The 22906-nt window shown below is 60.2% G+C and carries 27 protein-coding genes; 3 read left to right on the forward strand and 24 right to left on the reverse strand.

The features are described from left to right. Position 1 precedes the first annotated feature (1 nt). The 11 genes from accD to ACGKZZ_RS03110 form a co-directional block, all read right to left on the reverse strand. The gene (gene accD / locus ACGKZZ_RS03060) at positions 2–928 is read right to left on the reverse strand and encodes an acetyl-CoA carboxylase, carboxyltransferase subunit beta (protein ID WP_411221958.1); all 927 of its coding nucleotides are present in this window, start codon (positions 926–928) and stop codon (positions 2–4) included. A gap of 66 nt (positions 929–994) precedes the next feature. Further along, on the reverse strand, positions 995–1909 hold the full coding sequence (locus ACGKZZ_RS03065; RefSeq protein WP_411221959.1) for a DMT family transporter: 915 nt from the start codon (positions 1907–1909) through the stop codon (positions 995–997). Positions 1910–1975: 66 nt separating this feature from the next. Next, positions 1976–2353, reverse strand: a complete 378-nt coding sequence (locus ACGKZZ_RS03070) for a hypothetical protein (RefSeq protein WP_411221960.1) — start codon at positions 2351–2353, stop codon at positions 1976–1978. A 9-nt stretch (positions 2354–2362) separates the two neighbouring features. Further along, positions 2363–3136, reverse strand: coding sequence for a DUF6478 family protein (locus ACGKZZ_RS03075; protein ID WP_411221961.1), 774 nt, complete (start codon positions 3134–3136; stop codon positions 2363–2365). 60 nt (positions 3137–3196) lie between these two features. Beyond that, complete coding sequence (locus ACGKZZ_RS03080; RefSeq protein WP_411221962.1) at positions 3197–3889, reverse strand: dihydroxy-acid dehydratase; 693 nt, start codon at positions 3887–3889, stop codon at positions 3197–3199. Beyond that, the gene (gene ilvD / locus ACGKZZ_RS03085) at positions 3886–5649 is read right to left on the reverse strand and encodes a dihydroxy-acid dehydratase (protein WP_411221963.1); all 1764 of its coding nucleotides are present in this window, start codon (positions 5647–5649) and stop codon (positions 3886–3888) included. The genes ACGKZZ_RS03080 and ilvD overlap by 4 nt, the downstream gene beginning before the upstream one ends. A gap of 78 nt (positions 5650–5727) precedes the next feature. Next, a complete protein-coding gene (locus ACGKZZ_RS03090) occupies positions 5728–7050 on the reverse strand; it encodes an NAD(P)/FAD-dependent oxidoreductase (protein ID WP_411221964.1) in 1323 nt (440 codons plus the stop codon). Continuing rightward, complete coding sequence (locus tag ACGKZZ_RS03095) at positions 7047–7865, reverse strand: ABC transporter permease (RefSeq protein ID WP_411221965.1); 819 nt, start codon at positions 7863–7865, stop codon at positions 7047–7049. Before ACGKZZ_RS03095 ends, ACGKZZ_RS03090 begins: the two co-directional genes overlap by 4 nt. Before the next feature lie 106 nt (positions 7866–7971). Next, positions 7972–8862 (reverse strand): ABC transporter permease subunit, encoded by an 891-nt coding sequence (locus ACGKZZ_RS03100; protein ID WP_411221966.1) that lies wholly within the window; start codon positions 8860–8862, stop codon positions 7972–7974. Continuing rightward, on the reverse strand, positions 8863–9987 hold the full coding sequence (locus tag ACGKZZ_RS03105) for an ABC transporter ATP-binding protein (protein WP_411221967.1): 1125 nt from the start codon (positions 9985–9987) through the stop codon (positions 8863–8865). It abuts the gene before it with no gap. A gap of 62 nt (positions 9988–10049) precedes the next feature. Beyond that, on the reverse strand, positions 10050–11114 hold the full coding sequence (locus ACGKZZ_RS03110; RefSeq protein WP_411222201.1) for a polyamine ABC transporter substrate-binding protein: 1065 nt from the start codon (positions 11112–11114) through the stop codon (positions 10050–10052). 200 nt (positions 11115–11314) lie between these two features. Between ACGKZZ_RS03110 and ACGKZZ_RS03115 the strand changes: the two genes are divergently transcribed. Together ACGKZZ_RS03115 and ACGKZZ_RS03120 are read left to right on the forward strand one after the other, a co-directional pair. Next, positions 11315–11986: a GntR family transcriptional regulator gene (locus tag ACGKZZ_RS03115; RefSeq protein ID WP_411221968.1), complete on the forward strand. Its 672-nt coding sequence runs from the start codon at positions 11315–11317 to the stop codon at positions 11984–11986. A gap of 64 nt (positions 11987–12050) precedes the next feature. Then, a complete protein-coding gene (locus ACGKZZ_RS03120; RefSeq protein WP_411221969.1) occupies positions 12051–13454 on the forward strand; it encodes an aspartate aminotransferase family protein in 1404 nt (467 codons plus the stop codon). 43 nt (positions 13455–13497) lie between these two features. Here ACGKZZ_RS03120 and ACGKZZ_RS03125 read toward each other — a convergent pair whose 3' ends face one another. The 7 genes from ACGKZZ_RS03125 to era form a co-directional block, all read right to left on the reverse strand. Beyond that, positions 13498–14268, reverse strand: coding sequence for an FCD domain-containing protein (locus tag ACGKZZ_RS03125; protein WP_411221970.1), 771 nt, complete (start codon positions 14266–14268; stop codon positions 13498–13500). A 58-nt stretch (positions 14269–14326) separates the two neighbouring features. Next, positions 14327–14773 carry a molybdenum cofactor biosynthesis protein MoaE gene (locus ACGKZZ_RS03130; RefSeq protein WP_411221971.1) on the reverse strand — a complete coding sequence of 149 codons (447 nt, stop codon included), beginning with the start codon at positions 14771–14773 and terminating at the stop codon, positions 14327–14329. A 2-nt stretch (positions 14774–14775) separates the two neighbouring features. Beyond that, positions 14776–15021, reverse strand: a complete 246-nt coding sequence (gene moaD / locus ACGKZZ_RS03135; protein WP_411221972.1) for a molybdopterin converting factor subunit 1 — start codon at positions 15019–15021, stop codon at positions 14776–14778. Between the two features lie 4 nt (positions 15022–15025). Next, positions 15026–15685 carry a CDP-diacylglycerol--glycerol-3-phosphate 3-phosphatidyltransferase gene (pgsA, locus tag ACGKZZ_RS03140; protein WP_411221974.1) on the reverse strand — a complete coding sequence of 220 codons (660 nt, stop codon included), beginning with the start codon at positions 15683–15685 and terminating at the stop codon, positions 15026–15028. Between the two features lie 108 nt (positions 15686–15793). Further along, positions 15794–16531: a DNA repair protein RecO gene (recO, locus tag ACGKZZ_RS03145; RefSeq protein WP_411221975.1), complete on the reverse strand. Its 738-nt coding sequence runs from the start codon at positions 16529–16531 to the stop codon at positions 15794–15796. Positions 16532–16540: 9 nt separating this feature from the next. After that, positions 16541–16873, reverse strand: coding sequence for a DUF1491 family protein (locus tag ACGKZZ_RS03150; RefSeq protein WP_411221976.1), 333 nt, complete (start codon positions 16871–16873; stop codon positions 16541–16543). Between the two features lie 39 nt (positions 16874–16912). Next, entirely contained in the window at positions 16913–17818 is a 906-nt protein-coding gene (gene era / locus ACGKZZ_RS03155; RefSeq protein ID WP_411221977.1) for a GTPase Era, read from the reverse strand. Positions 17819–17976: 158 nt separating this feature from the next. Between era and ACGKZZ_RS03160 the strand changes: the two genes are divergently transcribed. Next, on the forward strand, positions 17977–18810 hold the full coding sequence (locus ACGKZZ_RS03160) for an alpha/beta fold hydrolase (protein ID WP_411221978.1): 834 nt from the start codon (positions 17977–17979) through the stop codon (positions 18808–18810). 3 nt (positions 18811–18813) lie between these two features. On the opposite strand, the gene ACGKZZ_RS03165 is transcribed toward ACGKZZ_RS03160, so the two are convergent. From ACGKZZ_RS03165 to ACGKZZ_RS03190, 6 genes are all read right to left on the reverse strand, one after another. Continuing rightward, the gene (locus ACGKZZ_RS03165; protein WP_411221979.1) at positions 18814–19689 is read right to left on the reverse strand and encodes a DMT family transporter; all 876 of its coding nucleotides are present in this window, start codon (positions 19687–19689) and stop codon (positions 18814–18816) included. Continuing rightward, on the reverse strand, positions 19686–20372 hold the full coding sequence (gene rnc / locus ACGKZZ_RS03170; protein ID WP_411221980.1) for a ribonuclease III: 687 nt from the start codon (positions 20370–20372) through the stop codon (positions 19686–19688). The genes ACGKZZ_RS03165 and rnc overlap by 4 nt, the downstream gene beginning before the upstream one ends. Then, positions 20369–21205, reverse strand: coding sequence for a signal peptidase I (gene lepB / locus ACGKZZ_RS03175; protein ID WP_411221981.1), 837 nt, complete (start codon positions 21203–21205; stop codon positions 20369–20371). Before lepB ends, rnc begins: the two co-directional genes overlap by 4 nt. Positions 21206–21276: 71 nt before the next feature. Then, positions 21277–21675 (reverse strand): holo-ACP synthase, encoded by a 399-nt coding sequence (acpS, locus tag ACGKZZ_RS03180; protein ID WP_411221982.1) that lies wholly within the window; start codon positions 21673–21675, stop codon positions 21277–21279. Continuing rightward, the gene (locus ACGKZZ_RS03185) at positions 21672–22127 is read right to left on the reverse strand and encodes a hypothetical protein (protein ID WP_411221983.1); all 456 of its coding nucleotides are present in this window, start codon (positions 22125–22127) and stop codon (positions 21672–21674) included. Before ACGKZZ_RS03185 ends, acpS begins: the two co-directional genes overlap by 4 nt. Beyond that, positions 22124–22876 (reverse strand): pyridoxine 5'-phosphate synthase, encoded by a 753-nt coding sequence (locus ACGKZZ_RS03190; protein WP_411221984.1) that lies wholly within the window; start codon positions 22874–22876, stop codon positions 22124–22126. The genes ACGKZZ_RS03185 and ACGKZZ_RS03190 overlap by 4 nt, the downstream gene beginning before the upstream one ends. Between the last annotated feature and the right edge of the window lie 30 nt (positions 22877–22906).

Raw genomic sequence — 22906 nt, forward strand, 5'->3', positions numbered from 1 at the left:
GTCACGGGGCCGGGTCGGTGCTGACGGATGCATCGGGCTTTTCCACATCCGGCGCTGGCAGTTCACCAGCCACGGGCGGTGGCAAATGCATCAGCATCCGGATGATACTGACCAGCTCATCGCGCAGCTCGCGCCGGTCGGTGACGCGGTCCAGCATTCCGTGTTCCAGCAGATATTCGGCGCGTTGAAACCCTTCGGGCAACTTTTCGCGGATCGTCTGTTCGATCACGCGTGGACCGGCAAAGCAGATCAGTGCATTGGGTTCTGCGATATGGACGTCGCCCAGCATCGCATAAGACGCGGTCACGCCGCCTGTCGTGGGGTGGGTGAGCACGACGATGTAGGGCAGGTTCGCTTCCTTGAGCATCTGCACGGCCACGGTGGTGCGCGGCATCTGCATCAGGCTCAGGATACCTTCCTGCATCCGTGCACCTCCGGCGGCAGAGAACAAGACCAGAGGGCGACGCAGCTCGACCGCCTTTTGTGCAGCGGCGATGATGGCGTTGCCGACATACATGCCCATGGAGCCGGCCATGAAGCTGAAATCCTGCGCTGCGGCCACGACGAGCGTGCGCCCGATTTCGCCGGTGACAACCAGCATCGCCTCTTTCTCGCCGACGGATTTCTGGGCGGCTTTCATCCGGTCGGGATATTTCTTCTGATCGCGGAAATGCAGCGGATCAGCCAGCGGTTCGGGCACCGAAATCTCGTTGAACACGCCGCCGTCGAACAGGCCGAGAAACCGGTCGCGCGGGGTGATCAGCATGTGGTGATCGCAATTGCTGCAAACGTTCAGGTTGTCGGACATTTCGCGGTGAAACAGCATGGTGCCGCATTCGTCGCATTTGACCCACAGGTTCTCCGGCACTTCGCGGCGCGAAAAGATCGAGTTGATCCGGGGGCGGACGTAATTGTTGATCCAGTTCATCGAAGTGCGGTCCCGTCACCTTTGCAGCGTTTGTGGTGATCTAAGCCGGACAGCACTGAATTGCAATCAGCCCTGCGGCGTCAGGTTTGACCGCGCAGGTCCGCGTTTGACGCCCAATTGGCGTTCGCGCCAGATGATCAGACCGCCCGCGCCGATGATGACCACCGAGCCGACGATCGTTGACACCGTGGGGATTTCATCGAACACGGTGTAGCCGATGATCAGTGCGAACAGGATCGAAGCATAATCGAACGGTGCCAGAAAGGCGGCTTCGGCATGGCGGTAGGACGACGTCAGCAGGATCTGGGCCACTCCACCGAACACGCCCGCGCCGATCAGTTGCGCGGCGGTGAGCGGATCGGGCAACACCCAGCCAAAGGGGGATGTGAGAAGCGACAGGCAAGACGATGTGAGCGCGAAATAAAAGACCACGGCAGAGGTTGTCTCGTGCTGCACCAGCTTGCGAATGTGCACATGCGCCAGTGCGCGCAACGTGGCCGAGACGAGAACCAGAACAACACCCCAGCGGGCCGCGGTGCCAAGCTGTTCGTTGCCAAGCTGCGGTAGCATGACGATGACAACTCCGATCAGCCCCAGAGCGACGGCAAACATGCGCACAAGGCGGATGCGTTCGCCCAGAATCATGGCCGCGAATATCACCGTCAGGATCGGCGCGGCATAGCCCAGGACGGTCACCTCGGGCAGCGGGAGCAAACCGAGCGCCGCAAATCCCGCGCCCATCGCGCTGACGCCGAACATGCCGCGCCACAGATGCCCGAGCGGGTTTCTTGTACGCAATCCGGTTGCGAGTTCACGGCGAAAGGCGAGCCAGCCAAGAATGATCGGAATGGCAAAGAAGGACCGGAAGAAAACGGCCTCCCCAGCGGGCACGACATCGGCACTGGCTTTGATCAGTGCGGCCATGATGACAAACAGAAAGACGGCGCTGAGTTTCAGCGCCATGCCACGCAACGGGGACATAGGTTCTCCGGGGTCCGGTTTTCACGGACTGTGCCTGCCTGACTTGTGAACGTCAATCAGAGGCGGTCAGGCCGTGTCGCGGCAGTGCCTGCGGAACGAGCGTTTGAGCATGTCGAGCTCTGCGCGCAAGAGCGCCATTTCCGACCGGATGTCTTCGCCTGCGGCGTCGCCCGCGATGATCGAGAAGTCACCCAGAGGCTGGCCCAGCGTTGCCTCGGAAATCACAAAGGTATGCACTCCATCGGCGATCATGTTGGCTGGCACCGGCACCTTCAGATGCCACGATGCCGGGTCTTCCAACGGCTCCAGCATGATGTCTGGTACAGCGCGGTCATGTACGCGCACGTCGATATTCGGGGTTGGCGCATCATCGGAATTTCCGGCGATCACACCTTCCCAGACGCCTTCGAAGAAACGGGATTTGGACAGCGAATAGGCGGTCATTGCATGGCCTTACAGTTCGGCGCGGGGACGGCGGCTAAAGTACAGGTCGCGCAGGATGACCTGGCTCATTTCGGGGTTCTCGAAAATCAAGTCGATCCAGACCTTCTCGACCCGCTTCTCATTCAACTTGGTGTAGGCCAGATCGAACTCCAGCACGAGGTTGCGGTCGTTCAGAGGCAATTCGCGCACGATCTGTTCGGTGTTTGGGCCATGCTGCACATTGAGGCGGCCAAAGATCTCAAGCGGACGTTCGAGTTCAACAATCGCATCAAGCCGGATCAGATGGTTGCGTTTCAACCCGTGTGCGGCGCTTGGCGGAAGATCGACGACCAGCGACAGGTAGGAGCCATCGAAGCGAAACACATCGAGCCGCAGCCCATAGGCCGCAAGGTCATCGACGCTGGTGTTGCGAAGCTGGCGCAGCGTGAGTTCGGAATGTTGGCAGTCGTGAAACAGGGTCACTTCGCGGCCAAGCATGGATTTGCTTTGCACCGAAGAGACACCCTGCGTGGCGAGCGGACCGCACCAGAGCTCCGGACGCCACGACCAATCGGCATCGTAGGGAACCGGCACCGCCTGATTGCCGACGACGGGCAGGGCCAGGCGGTTGTCGGCCACATGGATCAGTTCATCGAGATAGTATTTCATGCGACGCGCAGCGGACCGGTTGCGCCGCAATTCGCGCAAGTCGTCACTCGGCGCGGTTTCGGCCCATCGGCGGAACCGTTTGAGCGCCGATTGCTGCATCACGCGGTCAAACAGACCGGGCTTCATCTCTGACATGAGCTGCTCGCTCCTGCATCTTGTATATGTCCGGCGCTTTGGTGCGCCGGTTCATCCACTTTATTGCAGATCGCCGGCTTCAGATAAACGATCAAATTGCGCCGCGAGGGCACCGGTCGAGGGTTGCGACAGTTCTGCACTGGTTGCGGGTGTTGGAGAACTAGCGCGAATTCGTGAAGAAACCGTATTCAGGAACGCCGCTCCCTGCGATCCGACCAGCGGGCTGCCCTTCGGAGCATAGAGCGCCAGACCGACCATCCACTCGCCCAGGACGAAAGCTCCCCTCCAATGGCGCGGATCACTGCCCTGAAACGCCGACTCTCCGCCCGACGCCATCAGGCCGACGTCCACGGCGCTGAATTTGCGGTTTTGCAAGAGTTGCGTGTTCAGCGCGGCTGCCAGATCGCTTGGCGCTGGTACATCTTCCGGAGCGCGGCTGACGGTAATGGTCACAAGTCCGGGCTCGACCATCGGGCCGTCACGCCCACCGGAGAGGATCGAGCAACTGGCGATGGCGGCAAAGCCCCCTGCGTCAGAGTTGCGCAAGGTTTTGGCATCGACACAATATCCGCCTGGCCCCGAGACAACAACCGCACCACCCGCAAGGCTTGCCGCAGCCAACGGAGCCGCCGCACCTTGCGATCCGGTCTCCAGCAAGGACAGACTGCCGGGCATGGCGGTCGGGTCGCATCCCGCAAGCACGAGCGTCGCGCCCATCAGCGCGGCGCTCAGAGTGGTGCGTATGCTTGTCATAAGTCCCAATACTGGTGCTTTTCGCCCTTTGCCCCCGGATGCGTGACCGCTCCCTTGTAGGTCGGGCCGACGAGTTCGGCGAATTTCCAGATCGCACCGGAGGTGTAGATCGTCTCGCGCGGACCGGGCCAGTCGGCCTTGCGCTGTGCCAGTTCATCGTCGGTCAAATCGACGCTGAGTGATCCCTTGACGGCGTCGATGGTGATCATGTCACCGTTCTTCAGCAATGCGATCGGGCCGCCATAAGCCGATTCCGGCCCAACGTGGCCGACGCAAAAGCCGCGTGTGGCACCAGAGAAGCGGCCATCGGTGATCAGCGCGACCTTCTTGCCCATGCCCTGACCGGAAAGCGCCGCAGTGGTGGCCAGCATTTCGCGCATGCCGGGGCCGCCAGCGGGGCCTTCATTGCGGATGACAAGCACCTCGCCCTCTTCGTAGGCGCGCTGCTTGACCGCTTCGAACGCGTCTTCTTCGCATTCGAACACGCGGGCGGGGCCGGTGAACACCTGACCTTCGGCAGGGATGCCCGCGACCTTCACAATTGCCCCTTCGGGCGCCAGATTGCCCTTGAGGCCGACAACGCCGCCGGTCTTGGTGAGCGGGGCGTCGATGGAATAGATCACCTTGCCATCCGCTTCGCGCTCGATCAGATCAAGCTCTTCGCCGATGGTGCGGGTGGAGGCAGTGATGCAATCCTCGTGGATCAAACCCGCCTTGCGCAGTTCCTTCATCACCACCGGGATGCCGCCGGAATCGTAGAGATCCTTGGCCACGTACTGACCGCCCGGTTTCAGATCGACGAAATAGGGTGTGTCGCGGAAGATGTCGCAGACATCTTCGAGGTAGAACTCGATCCCCGCCTCGTTGGCGATGGCAGGCAGGTGCAGACCGGCATTGGTGGATCCGCCGGTGCAGGCCACGACGCGCGCGGCGTTTTCCAGCGCCTTGCGGGTGACGACATCGCGCGCCTTGATGTTTTGCTCGATCAAATCCATCACCGCGCGGCCCGACGCTTCGCCATAGGCATCGCGGGATTCATAGGGTGCGGGCATGCCGGACGAATTGAACAGGGCAAGGCCGATCGCCTCGGAGACACAGGCCATTGTGTTGGCGGTGAACTGGCCACCGCAGGCCCCCGATGACGGGCAGGCCACGCGTTCCAGCATATCAAGCGCCTTGTCCGACATCTCGTGGTTCTGGTGGCGGCCGACGGCCTCGAACATGTCCTGGACAGTCAGATCGCGGGTGCGGAAATCCTCGGGGATTTCGTCAACCTGCGGTGCGCGACCGGGCAGGATCGATCCGCCATAGATGAACACCGACGGCACGTTCAAACGCACCATCGCCATCATCATGCCGGGCAGCGACTTGTCGCATCCGGCCAGACCGACCACCGCATCGTAGCAATGGCCGCGCATCGTCAGTTCAACCGTGTCGGCAATCGCCTCGCGGCTGGCAAGCGACGAGCGCATGCCCTCATGGCCCATCGCGATGCCGTCGGTGACGGTGATGGTGGTGAATTCACGCGGCGTACCCATCGCCTGTTTCACGCCCATCTTGACGGCCTGCGCCTGACGGTTGAGCGCGATGTTGCAGGGCGCGGCCTCGTTCCAGCAGGTTGCAACGCCAACGAGAGGCTGGTGAATTTCCTCTTCGGTCATGCCCATCGCGTAATAGTACGAACGGTGTGGCGCGCGCTCGGGGCCTTCGGTTACATGGCGGCTGGGCAGTTTCGACTTGTCGAACGGACGCTTGAGCATGACGCTCCTCCCTGGAAGGTGTGGTTGATCCCGGAATAGCGAAGCGTCTGGCGGTTCACAAGATTGAACCGGGCCTGCCTAGCTGTCCCAAAGTGCCGCGGCTGCGTAGGCCGGGGCCAACAAAGCGCGGCGCATCGGACCGAGGGGAAAGCGCTTTGGCGGAGTTCCAAGGAAGGCTGGTAACGGTCCTTGCTGCGGGCGTTGGAGAACCGTGTCGGCCAGTCGCGCGCCAAGATAGCTTCCCATCGCAACGCCGTTGCCATGATACCCCATTGCGGCAAATACGCCGGGCATGTCCGGCACCGCTCCGGCGAATGGCATGAAGCTGCGCATCAGACATAACAGGCCAGACCATTCATGCGTGATCTCCACGTCGTGCCATTCGCGGAACATGGCGTGGAAATCGGCACGAATTTTACGCGACAGTGCCGCTTCGGCCTTTGGCGTGGCCCGCAGCCCGCCACGCATTCCGAACAGGAACCTACCATCCGGCATCAGACGGAAATAATGCAGGAGCGTGCGACTGTCGTAGCACATCTGCGTACTGGTCCAGCCCTGACGGGATTGCGCATCTGTGCTGATCGGGCGGGTGACAATGACCGAAGACTGCACCGGAAGATAGCGCGCCCGCAGCCAGCGCGGCACGTCCTCGGAAGAATAGCCATTGGTGGCAAGGATGATCCGGTCGGCGACAATTGTGCCTCGCGGGGTTGTAATGCGCCAGCCTGCGCCGTATTGCGCCAGTGCCGTTGCCGGGGTTTGGCCAAAAGTCTGGACGCCATTCTCCATCGCCGCATCATGCAATCCCGCATGATATTTGGCAGGATTCAGCGCAAAGCCGATTGGCGTCGTCATGCCGCCGTGAAATGCGCCGTTCAGGCCAAGCTCGGGCAAATCTTCGGCGGTGAAGACATGCGGCGTGACGCCGTATTCGGTCGTTACGTTAACGGCGGTTCTCTGAATGTCGCGCATGGACTTTGCGTTATGAGCAAGCAATGTCTCGCCGGTAGAATGACAGTCGGCGTCGATGCCATATGCCCTCAGGAGCGCCGCCACATGCTCCACCGCGGCGCGTTCGGCGGCTTGCCACTCGCGGCGCGCATCTTCGCCATGCCGCTTGGCGATGGTGCTGGCGGGAAGTTTCGCCCCCCCGAGGCAGCAGAACCCGCCATTGCGCCCCGACGCGCCCCAGCCCGGTTGCTCCGCGTCGATCACCGTTGCCTGAACGCCGGATTGCGCCAGCATCAACGCTGCATTCAAGCCGGTAAAACCGCCGCCGATCACCGCCACTTCGGCGCGATGTTCACCGTGAAGTTCGGGGCGTGGTTCAGGTGAAACGGTATCATGCCACCAACAGCTTGCCGGTGCCTGATAGGCGGCTGGTTCGTAAATCCGCCTCATGCGGGGCGTTCGGCCAGCCGTTCATCGCGTGCCTGCCGCACCGCGGCCTGCTTGGTGAGAAGCGACGCGGCGATGACGCCGACCGTGACGACGGCGATCATAAGTGTGGAGAGCGCATTGATCTCGGGGCTGACGCCAAGGCGCACGGCGGAAAAGATCTTGATCGGCAGCGTGGTGGCTGACGGACCGGTGGTAAAGCTGGCGATCACCAGATCGTCAAGCGACAGGGTGAAGGCCAGAAGCCAGCCGGAAATCACCGCCGGAGCGATGATCGGCAGCGTGACGAGGCGGAAGGCTTCGAATGACGAACAACCGAGATCGAGCGCGGCCTCTTCCAGCGACTGATCGAAGGTCACAAGCCGAGACGACACCACGACCGAGACATAGCACATCGAAAAAGTGGTGTGCGCCAGCACGATGGTCAGAACACCACGGTCCAGGCCAATGCCGATAAAGAGCAGTAGAAGCGACAGGCCGGTGATCACTTCGGGCATTACCAGCGGCGCGTAGATCATGCCAGAGAACAGCGTCCGACCTGCGAACCGCCCGGCGCGAACCAGGACAAGCGCCGCCATGGTGCCAAGAACAGTCGCCAGGGACGAGCTGAGCACGGCCACCTTGATGGTGACCCATGCGGCATTGAGGAATTCCTCGTTGCGCAAAAGCTCTCCGTACCACTGGGTCGAGAAGCCGGCCCAGACAGTCACCAGTTTGGATTCGTTGAAGCTGTAGACGACGAGAATGATCATCGGCACGTAGAGAAACGCAAAGCCAAGCGTGAGCGCCGTCGCGTTGAACCAGGAGAAGCGTTTCATGGTGCACGCTTTCCGGTTTTGCCAACGGACTGGGGCAAGCGGTCGGGGGTTTCACCCCCGAACCCCCAAGGTATTTTGGGCCCAAAGAAGCCTGTGCTGCGACGCATCATCCGTCAGCCTCGCGTTGTTTCTGTTCGTTACGTTGGAAGAGGATGATCGGGATCACGAGAATGAGCAGCAGGATCACCGCGACCGCCGAGGCGACCGGCCAGTCCCGGTTGGAGAAAAATTCTTCCCAAAGAACCTTGCCGATCATCAGGGTGCCGGATCCGCCAAGCAGCGACGGAATCACGAATTCACCGATCACCGGGATGAAGACCAGGAAACAGCCCGCGATAATGCCGTTTTTCGACAACGGCACCGTCACCCGCCAGAACGCCGAAAGCCGCGAGCAGCCGAGGTCTTCGGCGGCTTCGAGCAGACTGTCATCCATTCTTTCGAGCGCCGAGTAGATCGGCAGGATCATGAACGGCAGATAGGTGTAGACGACGCCGATGTAGACGGCGGTGTTGGTGTTCAGGATTGTCAACGGCGCGCTGATGAGGCCGGTCCAGAGCAGGAACTGGTTGAGCAGCCCTTCGTTCGCGAGGATCCCCATCCAGGCATAGACACGGATGAGGAAGCTGGTCCAGAAGGGAAGGATCACCAGCATCAGCAAGGTCGGCCGCCATTCGGGCGCGGCGCGGGCCATGGCATAGGCGATCGGATAGCCCACCAGCAGAGTGAAACCGGTGGACAGGGCTGCGATTTTCAGCGAGCTGAGATAGGCTTTCCAGTAGAGATCATCGGTCGCGAGAAATTTGAAGTTTTCGAAATCAAGCGCGGCGAAAAAGGAGACAATGCCATCCCATCCGGCAGAGAGATCGAGCTGCGGCAGATAGGGTGGTCGCGCCATGGCAACGTCTGACAGCGAAATTTTCAGCACGATCACAAACGGGATCAGAAACAGCGCCACCAGCCACAGATACGGCACCGAGATCAGGAAAAAGCGGCGCATCTAGCGATCCAGCACGACACCGGCGGTGTCTGTCCAGCTTAGCCAGACCATATCTTCCCAAGTGATATGACGGCGGGAGATACGGCGGGTGTTGGCGGTTTGGGCCTTGATCACGTGGCCGGTCGGCAATTCCACATGATATGTCGAGATATTGCCGAGATAGGCGATGTCGAGAACCTTGCCTTGCAGCTTGTTGCCAGCCTCTTGCGGTTCGTCAACGCTGATGCCGACTTTTTCCGGACGGATGGCGAAATGCACCTCTTGGCCGGGTGTGATGGTTTTAGGCGTGCTGCCCAGAATGTCTGGCTGGCCCTCGGCCCAGGCGATTGCGATCTTGTCGCCTTGTGGCGTGGCGCGGCCCGTGATGATGTTCACGTCGCCAATAAAATCCGCCACATAGACGGAATTGGGGGCTTCGTAGATTTGGTCGGGTGTGGCCACCTGAATGATCTGTCCCTCGTCCATCACCGCGACACGGGAGGCGACGGTCATCGCTTCTTCCTGGTCATGGGTCACGATGACGAAGGTGGTGCCGGTCTTTTCCTGAATGTCCATCAACTCGAACTGAGTGTCCTGGCGCAGCTTCTTGTCAAGCGCGCCCAGCGGTTCGTCGAGCAACAGCAGCTTGGGCGCTTTGGCGAGCGAGCGTGCAAGCGCGACGCGCTGGCGCTGGCCGCCCGAGATCTGGTGCGGCTTGCGTTTGGCAAACTTGCTGAGGCGCGTGAGGCGCAGCATTTCGTCGACGCGGGCGCTTATCGTGTCCTTGTCCTTGCCCTCGCGTTTCAGGCCGAAGGCAATGTTGTCCCAGACCGACAGGTGCGGGAACAATGCGTAGGATTGAAACATCATGTTCACGGCGCGCTTGTTGGGCGGCACGCGGGCCATGTCCTGACCGGCGATGAGGATTTGGCCTTTGGTCGGAGCCTCGAACCCTGCAAGCATCCGCATCATCGTCGTCTTGCCGCAACCCGAGGGACCGAGCAGGGCAAAAAACTCTTTCTCGTAAATATCCTGTGTCAGATCATCTATCGCAGTGAAATCACCGAAGCGTTTGGTGACGCCCTTGAACTGGATAAGGGGCTTTTGGTCCGGGTCGGACCAAGGCGCGAAAACGGTTTGTGACATTGATCTATCCGAAAGGTCAGGTTCCGCCCCCGGCGTGCGGGGGCGGTCAGCGTCAGAGCCGGTCAGGTGCCAGACTTGATCTTGGTCCAGAGCCGCGTGACGGTGCGCTGTACGCGCGGATCAAACGGCGTTGTGGTAAAGAGGTTGTTCATCGCCTCCTCGGACGGATAGATCGCGGGATCGCCTATCACGTCTTCGACCAGATGCTCCTGGGACGCCTTGTTGCCATTGGCGTAATAGACGTAGTTGGACGCCGCCGCAGCATTTTCAGCTTCCATGATGAAGTTCAGGAACTTGTGCGCGGCATCGGGGTTGGGCGCGTCAACCGGAATGGCCATCTGGTCAAACCACATCTGCGCGCCCTCTTTCGGCGCGTTGAAGGCGATATTGACGCCGTTGCCGGCCTCTTCGGCGCGGTCGCGCGCCTGAAGGATATCGCCGGACCAGCCAACCGCCACGCAGATATCGCCATTGGCCAGCGCGTTGATGTATTCCGAGTTGTGGAACTTCTGGATATAGGGCCGGATCGCCATGAAAACGGGTTCTGTCTTGGCGATCACGTCAGGATCGTGGCTATCGGGGTCTTCTCCGATGTATTTCAAAGCGGCCGGAAATGTTTCGGCCGGAGCGTCCAGCATATGGACGCCGCAATCCGCCAGCTTGGAGAGGTTGTCGGGGTTGAAGATCAGTTCCCAGCTGTCGATCGGGGCATCCTCGCCCAGGATCTCCTTTACCTTATCGACATTCACGCCAATGCCGGTCGTGCCCCACATGTAATTGATCGAATAGGCATTGTCGGGATCGTACTGGGCGGTCCGCTCGGTGATCAAATTCCACATGTTGTCGAGATTCGGCAGTTTTTCAGGATCGAGCCTCTGAAATGCACCGGCCTGAATCTGGCGTTGCAGAAACGTTCCGGTGGGAACAACCACATCATAACCGGACCCGCCGGCGAGCATTTTGGTTTCCAGAAGTTCGTTGCTGTCGAACACGTCATAGATCAGGTCGATGCCGGTTTCTTCTTCGAATTTACTCAGCAAATCTTCGTCGATATAGTCGGACCAGTTATAGACCCGCACCTCGTCCGCATGGGCCAATGAGGCCATCAATGCGGCGCTTGCAGTCATCGTCAGCAGTTTCGTTTGCAATTTCCGTCTCCCGTTGATCCCGAAGCACTTGCGGCCCCGTCGATTTGAATTTGATCAAATGTTGCCTGATCTGGCAATAGCTGTCATGTTTTCACGCCATGAATGATCGCGCAAGTTAGCATCGCCGATCCTTTGAAACGGCAGTTTGAAGGTAGTGCTCTGGAGTTTGGAGTTTCACGATGACAGGGTTTGTTTCACCTGATCTAGACAGGGGAACGGCGGGCTTGCCGACGCATGAGGTGGTGTATCGCCAGTTGCGGGATCAGGTCTTGTTCGGAGAACTGGAGCCCGGTCAACCCGTTACGATCAAAGGGTTAACCGACGCGCTGGGCGTTGGCATGACTCCTGTTCGCGAAGCTTTGCGGCGGCTGACCGCGGAAGGCGCGCTGGCGTTTCTGGGCAACCGGCGCATCGCCGTGCCGGTGTTGGACGTCGCGGCAATCAACCAATTGACCATCGCGCGCAAGGCGCTGGAGCCGGAACTCGCTGCGCGTGCGGCGCGACATGCCCGATCGGACGATATTGCACGTCTGACGGAAACCGATCTACGGTTGGATCGCGCGATCCAGCGCGGCGACGTCGGCCGCTATCTGGTCGAGAATCATCGCTTTCATGCCGATCTTTATGCCTTGGCACAGGCCCCGATCCTGACCGAGATGGTGGATCGGCTGTGGCTGCGGTTCGGGCCATCCTTGCGGGTGGTGTGTGGTCAGGTCGGAACGCGAAACCTTCCGGACAGACACAAGGATGTGTTGGACGGGCTTGCCGCCAAGGACGAGGCCAGGGCCGCATCGGCGATGGAGGCGGATGTCGTGCAGGGAATGGAGCAGATCCGGAACGGTCTTTCCTGATTCGATTGACTCCAAATAATTTGATCATATTTTGATGCCAACCTTTCTGAGAGGACCAAATCCTATGGCGATGATCTCTAACCAACTGCCGACCGACGAGTTGCAGGCGCTGGACGCCGCGCATCACATGCATCCGTTCACACATGGCGGTGAGCTTGCGCAAAAAGGCGCGCGGGTGATTACACGGGCCGATGGCGTGTGGCTGAATGACAGCGACGGCAATCGGATTCTCGACGCCATGGCCGGGCTCTGGTGTGTGAACATCGGCTACGGACGCTCGGAACTTGCGCAGGCGGCGGCGCGTCAGATGGAGGAATTGCCGTATTACAACACGTTTTTCCAGACGACCCACGTGCCTGCCATCGCGCTGTCTCAAAAGCTCGCCGAGCTGGCGCCAGACGGGTTCAATCAGGTGTTCTTCGCCGGGTCGGGTTCCGAAGCGAACGACACCAATCTGCGCATGGTGCGCACCTATTGGGCCGCCAAGGGCCAGCCGGAGCGCAACGTCGTCATTTCCCGTTGGAACGCCTATCACGGATCGTCCGTCGGATCGGGCAGCCTTGGCGGAATGAAGGGGATGCACATGCAGGGCGGATTGCCGATCCCTGATATTCACCACATCGACCAGCCCGATTGGTGGTCTGAAGGCGGCGACATGACGCCCGAGGCGTTTGGCCTTGAGCGCGCGCGCCAGCTTGAGACGGCGATCAAGGAGCTTGGTCCCGAGCGTGTGGCGGCGTTTATCGCAGAGCCGATCCAAGGCGCGGGCGGCGTGATTATACCGCCCGACTCGTATTGGCCCGAAGTTCAGCGCATCGTGGACAAATACGGCATCTTGCTGATCGCGGATGAGGTGATCTGCGGTTTCGGTCGCACCGGCAACTGGTTCGGAAGCCAGACCGTGAACATTCGACCCCACATCATGACCGTCGCCAAGGGGTTGTCATCCGGCTATCAACCCATCGGCGGGTCAATCGTTTGTGATGAGGTGGCCGAGGTCATAAATTCGGTCGAGTTCAACCATGGCTACACATATTCCGGGCATCCGGTTGCCTGCGCCGTGGCGCTCGAGAATTTGCGCATCCTTGAAGACGAGCAGATCGTCCAGCGTGTCGCGACGGAGACCGGCCCTTACCTGAAAGAGAAGTTTGAGGCATTGGCAGACCATCCGCTGGTGGGTGAAGCCAGGATTGTCGGGCTGATGGGATCGCTCGCGCTGACACCTGACAAGAAAACGCGCGCGGCATTCGAGGCGGATGCGGGAACGGTCGGCTTCATCTGTCGCGAACGGTGTTTTGCCAATAATCTGGTGATGCGCCATGTCGGTGACCGAATGATCATCTCGCCGCCGCTCGTGATTTCGAAAGACGAAATCGACATCCTGATAGAGCGCGCGCGTAAGTCGCTGGACGAGTGCCTGGAACGGTTGAAGGCGGACGGGCTGATGAAGACGCGGGTGGCAAGCTAGGCAAGCGATGTTTCGCGGCGGGGCTGAAACGCATTCAGACGTTTCAGCCCTTTGCCAGGGTCCGTTCGTATCGCTGCCGCGCGACGGCCTCGTGCGCTTCGGCCTTTCGGTCCTGCGTTAGACAGGTTTCAACGTAAGTCAGATGATCCACCACGGCTTGCCGCGCTGCCGAACCGTCGCGTGACTGAAGAGCGTCGTTGATCGCGCGGTGCTGATCCAGCAGCATGGTTCGGGTGATGTTTTGGCGGAACATGATCTGGCGGTTGTAGAACACGCCTTCGCGCAGAAGCTGGTACATCGACCGCATCATGTGGAGCATGACGACGTTGTGGCTGGCCTCGATGATGGACAGGTGAAACTCGGCGTCCAGCGCCGCTTCATCCTCGGGATTGCGTTTGTGGTGTGCGGCCTCCATGCGGGCAAACACCGTGGCGATGACCTTCAGGTCGGTGTCCGACCCAAGGCGCGCCGCGCGGTCCGCCGCCAGACCTTCCATGTCGCGACGAAAGGACAGGTAATCAAAAACCGCCTCGTCGTGATTGGCGAACAACTGTATCAGCGCGTCGGAAAAGGCCGAGCCCAGGACATCGGCAACGTATACCCCGGCACCGGCGCGGCTCGTAAGCAAGCCGCGCTGTGACAGATCGGCGATCGCCTCGCGCAGCGACGGGCGCGACACCTGAAGCCTGTCGGACAGTTCCCGTTCCGAGGGCAGACGCTCACCCGGTCGCAGGATACCGCGCAGGATCAATTGCTCGATTTGACGCGTGACCGCGGTCGAGAGCTTCTCGGGTGTGACGGGATGAAAGGGCATGGCACTCGATGCTGCGTAAATTGGTCAAATGATATGACCAAAGCCGTGCCCGTTCAAGCTACCAGCGGGTCAGCGCGTCTTCGTCGGCATCCTTGGCAGCCACCCAATCGGTCTGACCGGAGCGCGCATGTTCTTTCTTCCAGAACGGCGCGCGGGACTTGAGGTAGTCCATGAGATACTCCGCGGCCTCGAACGCATCCTTGCGGTGCGGTGCAGCAGTCGCCACCATCATGATCTTTTCGCCGGGTTCCATGTGACCAAAGCGATGGATCACAAGCACATCGCCCAGAGACCAACGCGCGACCGCTTCGGCGGCGATTTTTTCAAGCGCATTTTGGGTCATCCCCGGGTAATGCTCGATTTCCATCGAGCTGAGCGCATTTTTACCAGTGTCGCGCACAACTCCGGTGAAGGTGACAATCGCGCCCATGTCGTGCCGCCCGCTCGCGAATGCCTCGGCCTCTGCTCCGAAATCAAACGGAGCGTCTTGCACCACGACCCGCATATTCAACCGCCGGTCATCGGTGGGAAGAACGCAACTTCGCGCGCCCCGTGCAATGGCGCATCGAAGTCTGTCAACTCCTGATCCACCGCGACACGCAACGCGCTCAGATCCGAAAATGCCATTTCATAGCGTTCTTCTCTGGTGCGCAATTCCTCAACGAGCTCGGACACGGTCGTCGCGGCCGTCTCCACCGTTTCCTTCGGCAAGCCGATCCGTTCGCGGACCCAGGCGAAATAAAGAACATCCATCAGATCAATCCTTCAAGAAGGGCAACGCTTTGCGGAAATAGTCCCATCCGGTGATCAGAGTCAAAAACGCTGCCACCCACAACAAAACGATGCCAAGGTTCCCGGCCCAGACCATCCCGGCGTGTTTCCACCAAAGGCCGTAACGGTCCTCGATGTCACCGTCCATCACGCCCTGAAATGTCTCGGGGCCCATGTCGATGACTGATATTCCCAAGTAGTGTTCGAACACGCCCTGAGCGAACAACACGGCAATCGCCACCATCTGCAACGTTGTTTTCCACTTGGCCAGCGGCGTAACCTTGAGCGTGCCTGCGGTATCGCCCAGAAATTCACGCAACCCCGAAACGAACACTTCGCGAAACAGGATGAATGTCGCTGGCAGCACCAGCCAGGGCGACATTGACGAATAGCCCACAATCACCATCAGGGCAATGACGACCATCGCCTTGTCGGCAATCGGGTCAAGCATCGCACCAAGCTTGCTTTCCTGTTTCCAGGCGCGCGCGAGATAGCCATCGAACCAATCGGTCACGGCGGCCAGAACGAACAGGATGAGGGCGAACCAATCCGCAGCCGGGCGCGAGAAATAAAGGAACATCAACGCCAGTCCAGGCGCCGCCAGAAGGCGCAGAACCGTGAGCGTATTTGGCAACTTCATGTTCATGTCTTCTGTCTAGCGCGCATGTGTCAGACTGAAAAGACGGTGTGACGTTGTTTTCGACCGGCGCTCTTGGGAAAAACCGGCATGTGCGGGCAGGTCGGGCTGTCGCCGCTATCCGGCGGTTCGCGCACGACGGTCAAGCGCTTCCAGAAATCGCGCACGGGCGACAGGCAGGGGTTTGCCGATTTGCCCCGCAGCCAGTTTGTGCTCGAGGAAATAGCCCGTTGTCCCGAGCGCGTCGATCACCTCACGGTCTGTGGCGTCTCCCTCGCCCTTCAAAGCGGCGGGAAGTGGCAGCAAGCGATCTATCCACTCTCCAGCACCGGCTTTTGACACAGCTCTACCGCTGTTAGGGGATACGAAAACGAGATCGTCCTGAGATCCCGTCACCGCACATGTCGCAAGGTTGAGCGCATATCCCATCTCATCCAGAAGCGCGGTTTCCCAGCGCATGTAAGCCAGCGGCCAGAGATCCGGTTGATCGAGCAGATCAAGAAGCGCCTGACTGTGCGCGTAAAGCGCCAGATGCGGTTCGCGTTCCGGTAAGGTGAACGCCAAAAGAGCAACGACAGCGTTCAATCCTGCCAGCGCCACGCGGTCACTCATCGCAATCGCGGCGCGTGAGCGCTGTAGTTCGACCGTATAGCTGCCGATATGATCTTCGAGACGCGCGCGCCATCTCAGATCGAGCTGTGCGCCGGGTTGCAGGACCGGCGCGATCTTTCGCGACGCGCCGCCGCGCACGATACCGGCATGACGTCCGCGCTCCGGTGTGAAGACGTCGATGATCATGGCATTTTCGCCGTGACGGCGGCTGCTCAGCAAAATTCCGGTGTCGCGCCAATCCATGCGCTAATCCTACTCCGACAGCCCGTCTTCATCCAGAAGATGCCGGCCAGCGCGATCCTCGACTTCAATGACCCAAAGATCGCTGTCGAAACTGCGTTGCTTGTCGATACTGTCATCCACATCCGCCTCGGGTCCGTCTGCCAGAATCTGCCACGCACGATGTCCGGTCAGCAAATCGAACTGGCGCACAAAGGCTTTCGCCTGTCCGTCCAGCGTATTGAGCTTGACCAGAACAGCGCCCGCGGTGTTGTCGCCATGCGCCGTCACGAAGGCGGGAATGTCAAACAGGGACAAGCGGCGCATGTAGGCATGCACCCAGAATTCAGCCGTCAGGCGGGTCATCTGCGCCAAGCGTGCATCACGAAGGGATGCGAACAGCTTTTAGTTTCCATCCTTGAAATTCAGCCCCATCTCCGAATAGCGCTCGGCTTCATCCAGCCATTTTTCACGCACCTTCACCTGCATGAACAGGTGAATGCGACGACCCAGAAACTCTTCCAGTTCTTCGCGCGCGGCCTTGCTGATCGCCTTGATCGTCTCGCCCTTGTTGCCCAGTACGATGCCCTTGTGACCATCGCGCACGACATAGATGATCTGGTCGATCCGCGCCGATCCGTCGTCCCGTTCCTCCCAGCTTTCGGTTTCGACGGTCAGTTGATAGGGCAATTCCTGATGCAGCCGCAGCGTCAGTTTCTCGCGCGTCATCTCAGACGCAATCATCCGCAGCGGCAAGTCGGCGATCTGGTCCTCGGGGTAGAGCCACGGGCCTTCGGGTAAATTGCTCGCCAACCATTTACGCAGGTCTTTGACGCCGTGTCCTTTCTCGGCCGAGATCAGAAAGGTCTCGGTGAACGGAAACTTCTCGTTCATCTTTTGCGTCAACGCCAGAAGCTTTGGCGCCTCCACGCGGTCGATCTTGTTGATGGCCAGAGCAACAGGGCGCTTGCCGACGACTTCGCCAAGGTTCTCAAGGATCGCCTCGACGCCTTCGGTGATGCCGCGATGGGCCTCGATCAGAAGCACGACGATGTCGGCATCCGACGCGCCCGACCACGCGGCGGCGACCATCGCGCGGTCCAACCGGCGGCGCGGCTTGAACAGGCCCGGCGTGTCCACCAGTACGATCTGTGCCTCGCCTTCAATGGCGACGCCGCGAATACGCGCGCGGGTGGTCTGGACCTTGTGGGTGACGATCGACACTTTCGCGCCGACCATCTGATTGGTCAACGTGGATTTGCCCGCGTTGGGCTCTCCGATCAGGGCGACGAAACCAGCGCGTGTGGTCATTGGAATTCCTTTGAATGAGACGCCCGCGCATATCCGAAATTCCCGCGCTTGACCAGTGATCCCGTGCGCGCGTTGGCAGTTCGGAACAATCGCATCGCGCAGCGGGTTTAATCCAGAAGACGGAGTGTACCGTCTGATTGAACCAAGGAGATCCCATCATGGCAAACGCAGTTGAGCTATACGTCGAGGAGCGACCGAATTCCGGCCGCCCGGTGATCCTGATCCATGGTTGGCCTCTCTCTTCGGCTGCGTGGGAGCACCAGATCGATGTACTGGCAGACGCCGGATATCATGTCATCGCCTATGATCGGCGCGGTTTCGGCAAGTCTGACCGGCCCGGCGAAGGGTTTGATTACGACACGCTCGCCGCCGACCTGTCGCATCTGATCGAAACGCGCGATCTCAACGACGTCACATTGGTAGGTTTCTCGATGGGTGGCGGAGAAGTCGCCCGATATGTCGGCAACCATGGTCAGGACCGCATCAAGAGCTTGGTCTTTGCGTCGGCAGTGCCGCCCTATCTCTTGCAGACCGACGACAACCCCGATGGGCCGTTGACGCAAAAGGCGGCGGATGAGTTCAAATCGGCTCTGACGTCGGACCGTGACGCGTTCTTCGAAGATTTCACGAAGGATTTCTTCAGCGCCAATGACGAATTGAAAGTCTCGGAAGAAGAACGCCAGAAGGCGCTGGCGCTTTGCAAGACGTCCAGCGAGGAGGCTGCGCTTGGCTGCATGAAAGCCTGGGCCACGACCGATTTCCGCGAGGATCTCAAGAAGATCAAATCACCGACACTTGTCATTCACGGCGATGCCGACGGCATCGTTCCCATCGAAGGCTCGGGCAAGCGCACGCACGAGATGGTCGCGGGTAGCCAGATGCACGTTCTGAAGGGGGCTCCGCACGGCTGCAATGTCAGCCATGCCGAGGAATTCAACAAAGCGCTTGTGACATTTCTGGAAGAAACCGGCGAACGGTCCTTGCCGGTCTGACGTTCAGCGCGCACGGACGCGCCCGCTGCGCACCAACGTATAGGTCCCGCTGCTCACGATCAGAGCCGCGCCAAGATAGGTGAGCAGATCGGGACGCTCGCCGAAGATGATGTAGGCGACGATCAGTGCGACCAGCAATCGTGAATAACGAAACGGCGCGACGACCGACACTTCGCCGGTCCGCATCGCCTTGGTCAGCGCGCTGTAGCCCATGACGCCCGCCAACCCGGTGCCCATCAAGAGCGCAAGCGCACCGGGATTGGGCGCGGCGAACGGGGCTGACTCAAACACGCTGATGACGCAACCGGCGATGAACACCATGACAAACCCCAAGATGCCCAGTTGCGTCGCCGTCACTTCAGGAGGGCTTGCACGCGTCATGAGATCGCGTCCGGCAAACCCGATCATGCCCAAGATGGCAAAGATCGATGTCGCATCGAACCCCGATGGCGTTGGGCGAACAATAAGCAGAACCCCGAAAAATCCGACCATCATGGCGCTCCAACGGCGAACCCCAACGGGTTCTTTCAAAACCAACGCCGCCCCGAGAGTAACCACGAGCGGAGCGGCCTGAAGGATCGCTGACGTTGTTGACAAGGGTGCAAAGGTCAATGCGAGTGCAAAGAACAGGCGGCCCACAATTTCAAAGGATGAGCGGATCAGCAGTGGGCGCTCCACATATGAGCGGGTCCAAACCCGCTCCCGCATCCAGAGCGACCGCAGGATGAAAAATGTTGTACCGAACACACCGAACAATAGTGTTCCAACCCCGGCGGACACACCAAACCCACCTGTCGCGCTTTTGAAGAACGCGTCCTCGATGGCGAATCCCAGCATGGCGAGGCACATGAACAAACTGCCACGCAGGTTGTCGCTCAAGACTGATCCTCAAGCCTGTCGAGCAGAGACTTGGCCGCCGCCTGTTCAGCCTGTCGCTTTGATCCGGCTTTGGCTTGCGCCGACGTTCCGCTCTCCAGTTCCACGGAAATGGTAAAGCTCGGCGCGTGGTCCGGCCCATCGCGCGACAATTCGACATAAGCGGGCGGCTGCATGCCGCGCGCCTGTGCCCATTCCTGGAGCGCCGTTTTTGCGTCCCGCGCGTCCTCCTCGACCGATCCGATGCGCTGCCCCCACAATCGCAACACCAGATCCTTGGCAGCCTCGAACCCCGCATCAAGATAGACCGCAGCGATGACCGCTTCCAAAGCATCGCCCAGCAACGCCTGTTTGCGCCGTCCTCCGGACAGCATCTCGGATCGTCCCAGCTTGAGGGCTGCGCCCAGATCGATCTCGCGCGCCACGTCGGCGCAGGTCTCTTTGCGCACCAGCGCGTTGAACCTCGGGGCAAGCTGGCCCTCGCTTGCCGCCTTATCGCTCGCCAGCAATGCTTCGGCCATGACAAGGCCCAGAACGCGGTCGCCCAGGAATTCCAGCCGCTGGTTGTCGTCGCGGTTGGCCCCGGCGCGCGAAGAATGAGTGACGGCGCGCACCAGCAGGGCAGGGCGTTCGAACCGATGCCCCAACCGCTTGGACAGTGCCTGAAGATCCGCCGAGAGCTTCACTCGATCTTCTCGAAGAAACGATCCCCGCGCCATGTCCAAAAGAACAGCATCGACGATCCGGCAGAGGAGAACACCACGCGATTTGCTTTGCCGACGAAGTTCTCGAACGGTACGAACCCGACACCACCGGCGACGCTTGGCACGCGGCTGTCCGAGGAGTTGTCACGGTTGTCCCCCATCATGAAGTAATGGCCTTCGGGCACGGAATAGACCGGCGTGTTGTCGGACCCCTGATTGCCGATATTGAGGATCGAATGGGTCGTTCCTCCGGGCAGGGTTTCAAGAAACCGCTCTTTCACGCAGACGCCGCCGGTTCCGACCGCGCCATTGGCGCAGCGAGGGCGCAACCCCTGCGGGCCTTGCGGCGCGGCGGTTTCCTCAAAATCGGGCTGCGGCTCGATCTTGACGGGTTCGCCATTGATATGAAGCACGCCGCGGATCATCTGGATCTTGTCACCGGGCAGGCCGATCACCCGCTTGATGAAGTCGCGCCCCGAGACGGGATGGCGGAACACCGCCACGTCGCCGCGTTCCGGCTCTGAACCGAACAGGCGGGAATTGTCACCGTCCGCCCAGCCGCAAATGTCGCTGGCGTCAATGTCGATTCCCAGATTGGGCAGGTAAAGCGAAGGGCACGATGCGTAGGAATACCCATAGGCCATTTTATTGACGAACAGGAAATCACCGATCAGGAGCGTGTCCTTCATCGACCCCGACGGAATCCAGAAAGGTTGGAAAAACAGCGTGCGGAAAATGCCCGCAATCAAGAGCGCATAGACGATGGTTTTGATCGTCTCGACGATGCCGCCGCTCTTTTTGGTTTCTGACGCCATGTTCGTTGCCCCTTGCGCGATGATCCGCGCTACATGAGCGGGGGCGACGCGGGTGTCAAGCAATGCGCAGCTTACTTGGGCCGCGCCTCGATCAAGACCGTTGCCTGTGCCCAAGGATGATCGTCGGTCAGCGTGACATGGATGATCGCCTCGTGGCCGGGCGGTGTCATCGCATCAAGGCGTTCCTTGGCCCAACCTGTGACCTCCATCACCGGCTGACCGGTGTGAAGGTTGTGTACCGACATGTCCTTCCAGGCGATGCCCATGCGCAAGCCCGTCCCGAGCGCTTTCGAGCACGCCTCTTTCGCGGCCCATCGTTTGGCATAGGTTCCGACGGTGTCGCGGCGGCGTTCGGCCTTGCGCTGCTCGGTGTCGGTAAACACACGGTTGCGAAACCGGTCGCCGAACCGGTCAAGCGTACCGGCGATCCGGTCGATATTCGCAAGATCGGTGCCGATGCCCAGGATCACGGCAGGTCCGTCCGAACGGTTACGACGCCACTTTGCTGATTGACGTTGACCGCGATTGAGAGGCGCGTGTCTTGGATGCCGTCGATATACTCGATCACAGGGACCGAAACCGTGAGGCCGATGGCCGGGTCATAGAGAGCAGTTGCCTTTTCAAGCAGAATACCAGCCCATCCCAACGAACCGTCATTTGAAATGAGAGCGCACAATCCCCCCGGATCTTCGGGCGCTGGAAAGAGCACCATGAGATGCGCGGAACAACAGACCGGCTCACCGCCGGTATCGAGCGCGATGAGGCGGATGTCGCCATTGGCAAAGCTTCGCGTGTTCTGTTCGACCGGGAACATCAGATTGCGGGCGTTGGCTTCGAACGTGTCGCAACTCCGAACGACCTGAGGCGTCGCCGACGTGGCGACACCTGCGCAGAGCAGTCCGGCATAGACGGCGAATTTCACGCCCGAGACTCATCAATCAGGCGGCGCATTTCCGCGATTGCCGGTTCAAGCCCGCGAAACACGGATTCGCCGATCAGGAAATGGCCGATATTCAGTTCCATCACCTCGGGGAAGGCGGCGACGGGTTTGACCGTTTCATAAGTCAACCCATGCCCCGCATGCACCTCAAGTCCCAGCGCGTGGGCGTGTGCCGACATCTTGCGCAGAGCGTCCAATTCGCGGTCGCGATCCTCGAGTCGCCCTTCGGCGTGAGCGTCGCAATAAGCGCCAGTGTGCAATTCGATCACCTCGGCACCGATACGGTGCGCTGCGGCGATCTGGCGTTCGTCAGCGGCAATGAAGATCGACACCCGACACCCGGCCTCGCGCAATGGTGCGATAAAATCCGCCAGTTTGTTTTCATCACGCGCCACGTCGAGGCCGCCTTCGGTGGTGCGCTCCTCGCGTTTCTCGGGGACAATGCAAACGGCGTGAGGTTTGTGGCGCAGGGCAATGGTTTGCATCTCTCGGGTCGCGGCCATCTCGAAATTCAGAGGTATGCCGATTCCGTCGATCAGCCGGTCGATGTCGTCATCGCGGATGTGGCGGCGGTCTTCGCGCAGATGGGCGGTGATGCCGTCTGCTCCGGCACGTTCGGCCAATTGCGCCGCGCGGAGCGGATCGGGAATATCGCCGCCGCGCGCGTTGCGCAAGGTTGCCACATGATCGATGTTCACACCCAGCCGCAGCGGGCCCGCAAATTTGCTCATCTTCGCCTCCGTCTCTCAGGATCGAACCTA

Source organism: Marivita sp. S2033 (assembly GCF_046592965.1).
Taxonomy (GTDB): Bacteria; Pseudomonadota; Alphaproteobacteria; order Rhodobacterales; family Rhodobacteraceae; genus Marivita.

Coding starts and splice junctions, on each gene's coding strand:
- ACGKZZ_RS03100 (WP_411221966.1), bottom strand. CDS start 8,862: ATGCGCCGCTTTTTCCTGATCTCGGTGCCGTATCTGTGGCTGGTGGCG.
- ilvD (WP_411221963.1), bottom strand. CDS start 5,649: ATGCTCAAGCGTCCGTTCGACAAGTCGAAACTGCCCAGCCGCCATGTA.
- pgsA (WP_411221974.1), bottom strand. CDS start 15,685: ATGAACATGAAGTTGCCAAATACGCTCACGGTTCTGCGCCTTCTGGCG.
- ACGKZZ_RS03110 (WP_411222201.1), bottom strand. CDS start 11,114: ATGACTGCAAGCGCCGCATTGATGGCCTCATTGGCCCATGCGGACGAG.
- accD (WP_411221958.1), bottom strand. CDS start 928: ATGAACTGGATCAACAATTACGTCCGCCCCCGGATCAACTCGATCTTT.
- recO (WP_411221975.1), bottom strand. CDS start 16,531: ATGGATTGGCGCGACACCGGAATTTTGCTGAGCAGCCGCCGTCACGGC.
- lepB (WP_411221981.1), bottom strand. CDS start 21,205: ATGGCGTCAGAAACCAAAAAGAGCGGCGGCATCGTCGAGACGATCAAA.
- moaD (WP_411221972.1), bottom strand. CDS start 15,021: ATGGATGTTCTTTATTTCGCCTGGGTCCGCGAACGGATCGGCTTGCCG.
- ACGKZZ_RS03090 (WP_411221964.1), bottom strand. CDS start 7,050: ATGAGGCGGATTTACGAACCAGCCGCCTATCAGGCACCGGCAAGCTGT.
- ACGKZZ_RS03160 (WP_411221978.1), top strand. CDS start 17,977: ATGGCAAACGCAGTTGAGCTATACGTCGAGGAGCGACCGAATTCCGGC.
- ACGKZZ_RS03120 (WP_411221969.1), top strand. CDS start 12,051: ATGGCGATGATCTCTAACCAACTGCCGACCGACGAGTTGCAGGCGCTG.
- ACGKZZ_RS03125 (WP_411221970.1), bottom strand. CDS start 14,268: ATGCCCTTTCATCCCGTCACACCCGAGAAGCTCTCGACCGCGGTCACG.
- ACGKZZ_RS03070 (WP_411221960.1), bottom strand. CDS start 2,353: ATGACCGCCTATTCGCTGTCCAAATCCCGTTTCTTCGAAGGCGTCTGG.
- ACGKZZ_RS03105 (WP_411221967.1), bottom strand. CDS start 9,987: ATGTCACAAACCGTTTTCGCGCCTTGGTCCGACCCGGACCAAAAGCCC.
- ACGKZZ_RS03115 (WP_411221968.1), top strand. CDS start 11,315: ATGACAGGGTTTGTTTCACCTGATCTAGACAGGGGAACGGCGGGCTTG.
- ACGKZZ_RS03080 (WP_411221962.1), bottom strand. CDS start 3,889: ATGACAAGCATACGCACCACTCTGAGCGCCGCGCTGATGGGCGCGACG.
- ACGKZZ_RS03130 (WP_411221971.1), bottom strand. CDS start 14,773: ATGCGGGTCGTGGTGCAAGACGCTCCGTTTGATTTCGGAGCAGAGGCC.
- ACGKZZ_RS03065 (WP_411221959.1), bottom strand. CDS start 1,909: ATGTCCCCGTTGCGTGGCATGGCGCTGAAACTCAGCGCCGTCTTTCTG.
- ACGKZZ_RS03095 (WP_411221965.1), bottom strand. CDS start 7,865: ATGAAACGCTTCTCCTGGTTCAACGCGACGGCGCTCACGCTTGGCTTT.
- ACGKZZ_RS03150 (WP_411221976.1), bottom strand. CDS start 16,873: ATGACCCGCCTGACGGCTGAATTCTGGGTGCATGCCTACATGCGCCGC.
- ACGKZZ_RS03190 (WP_411221984.1), bottom strand. CDS start 22,876: ATGAGCAAATTTGCGGGCCCGCTGCGGCTGGGTGTGAACATCGATCAT.
- era (WP_411221977.1), bottom strand. CDS start 17,818: ATGACCACACGCGCTGGTTTCGTCGCCCTGATCGGAGAGCCCAACGCG.
- ACGKZZ_RS03075 (WP_411221961.1), bottom strand. CDS start 3,136: ATGTCAGAGATGAAGCCCGGTCTGTTTGACCGCGTGATGCAGCAATCG.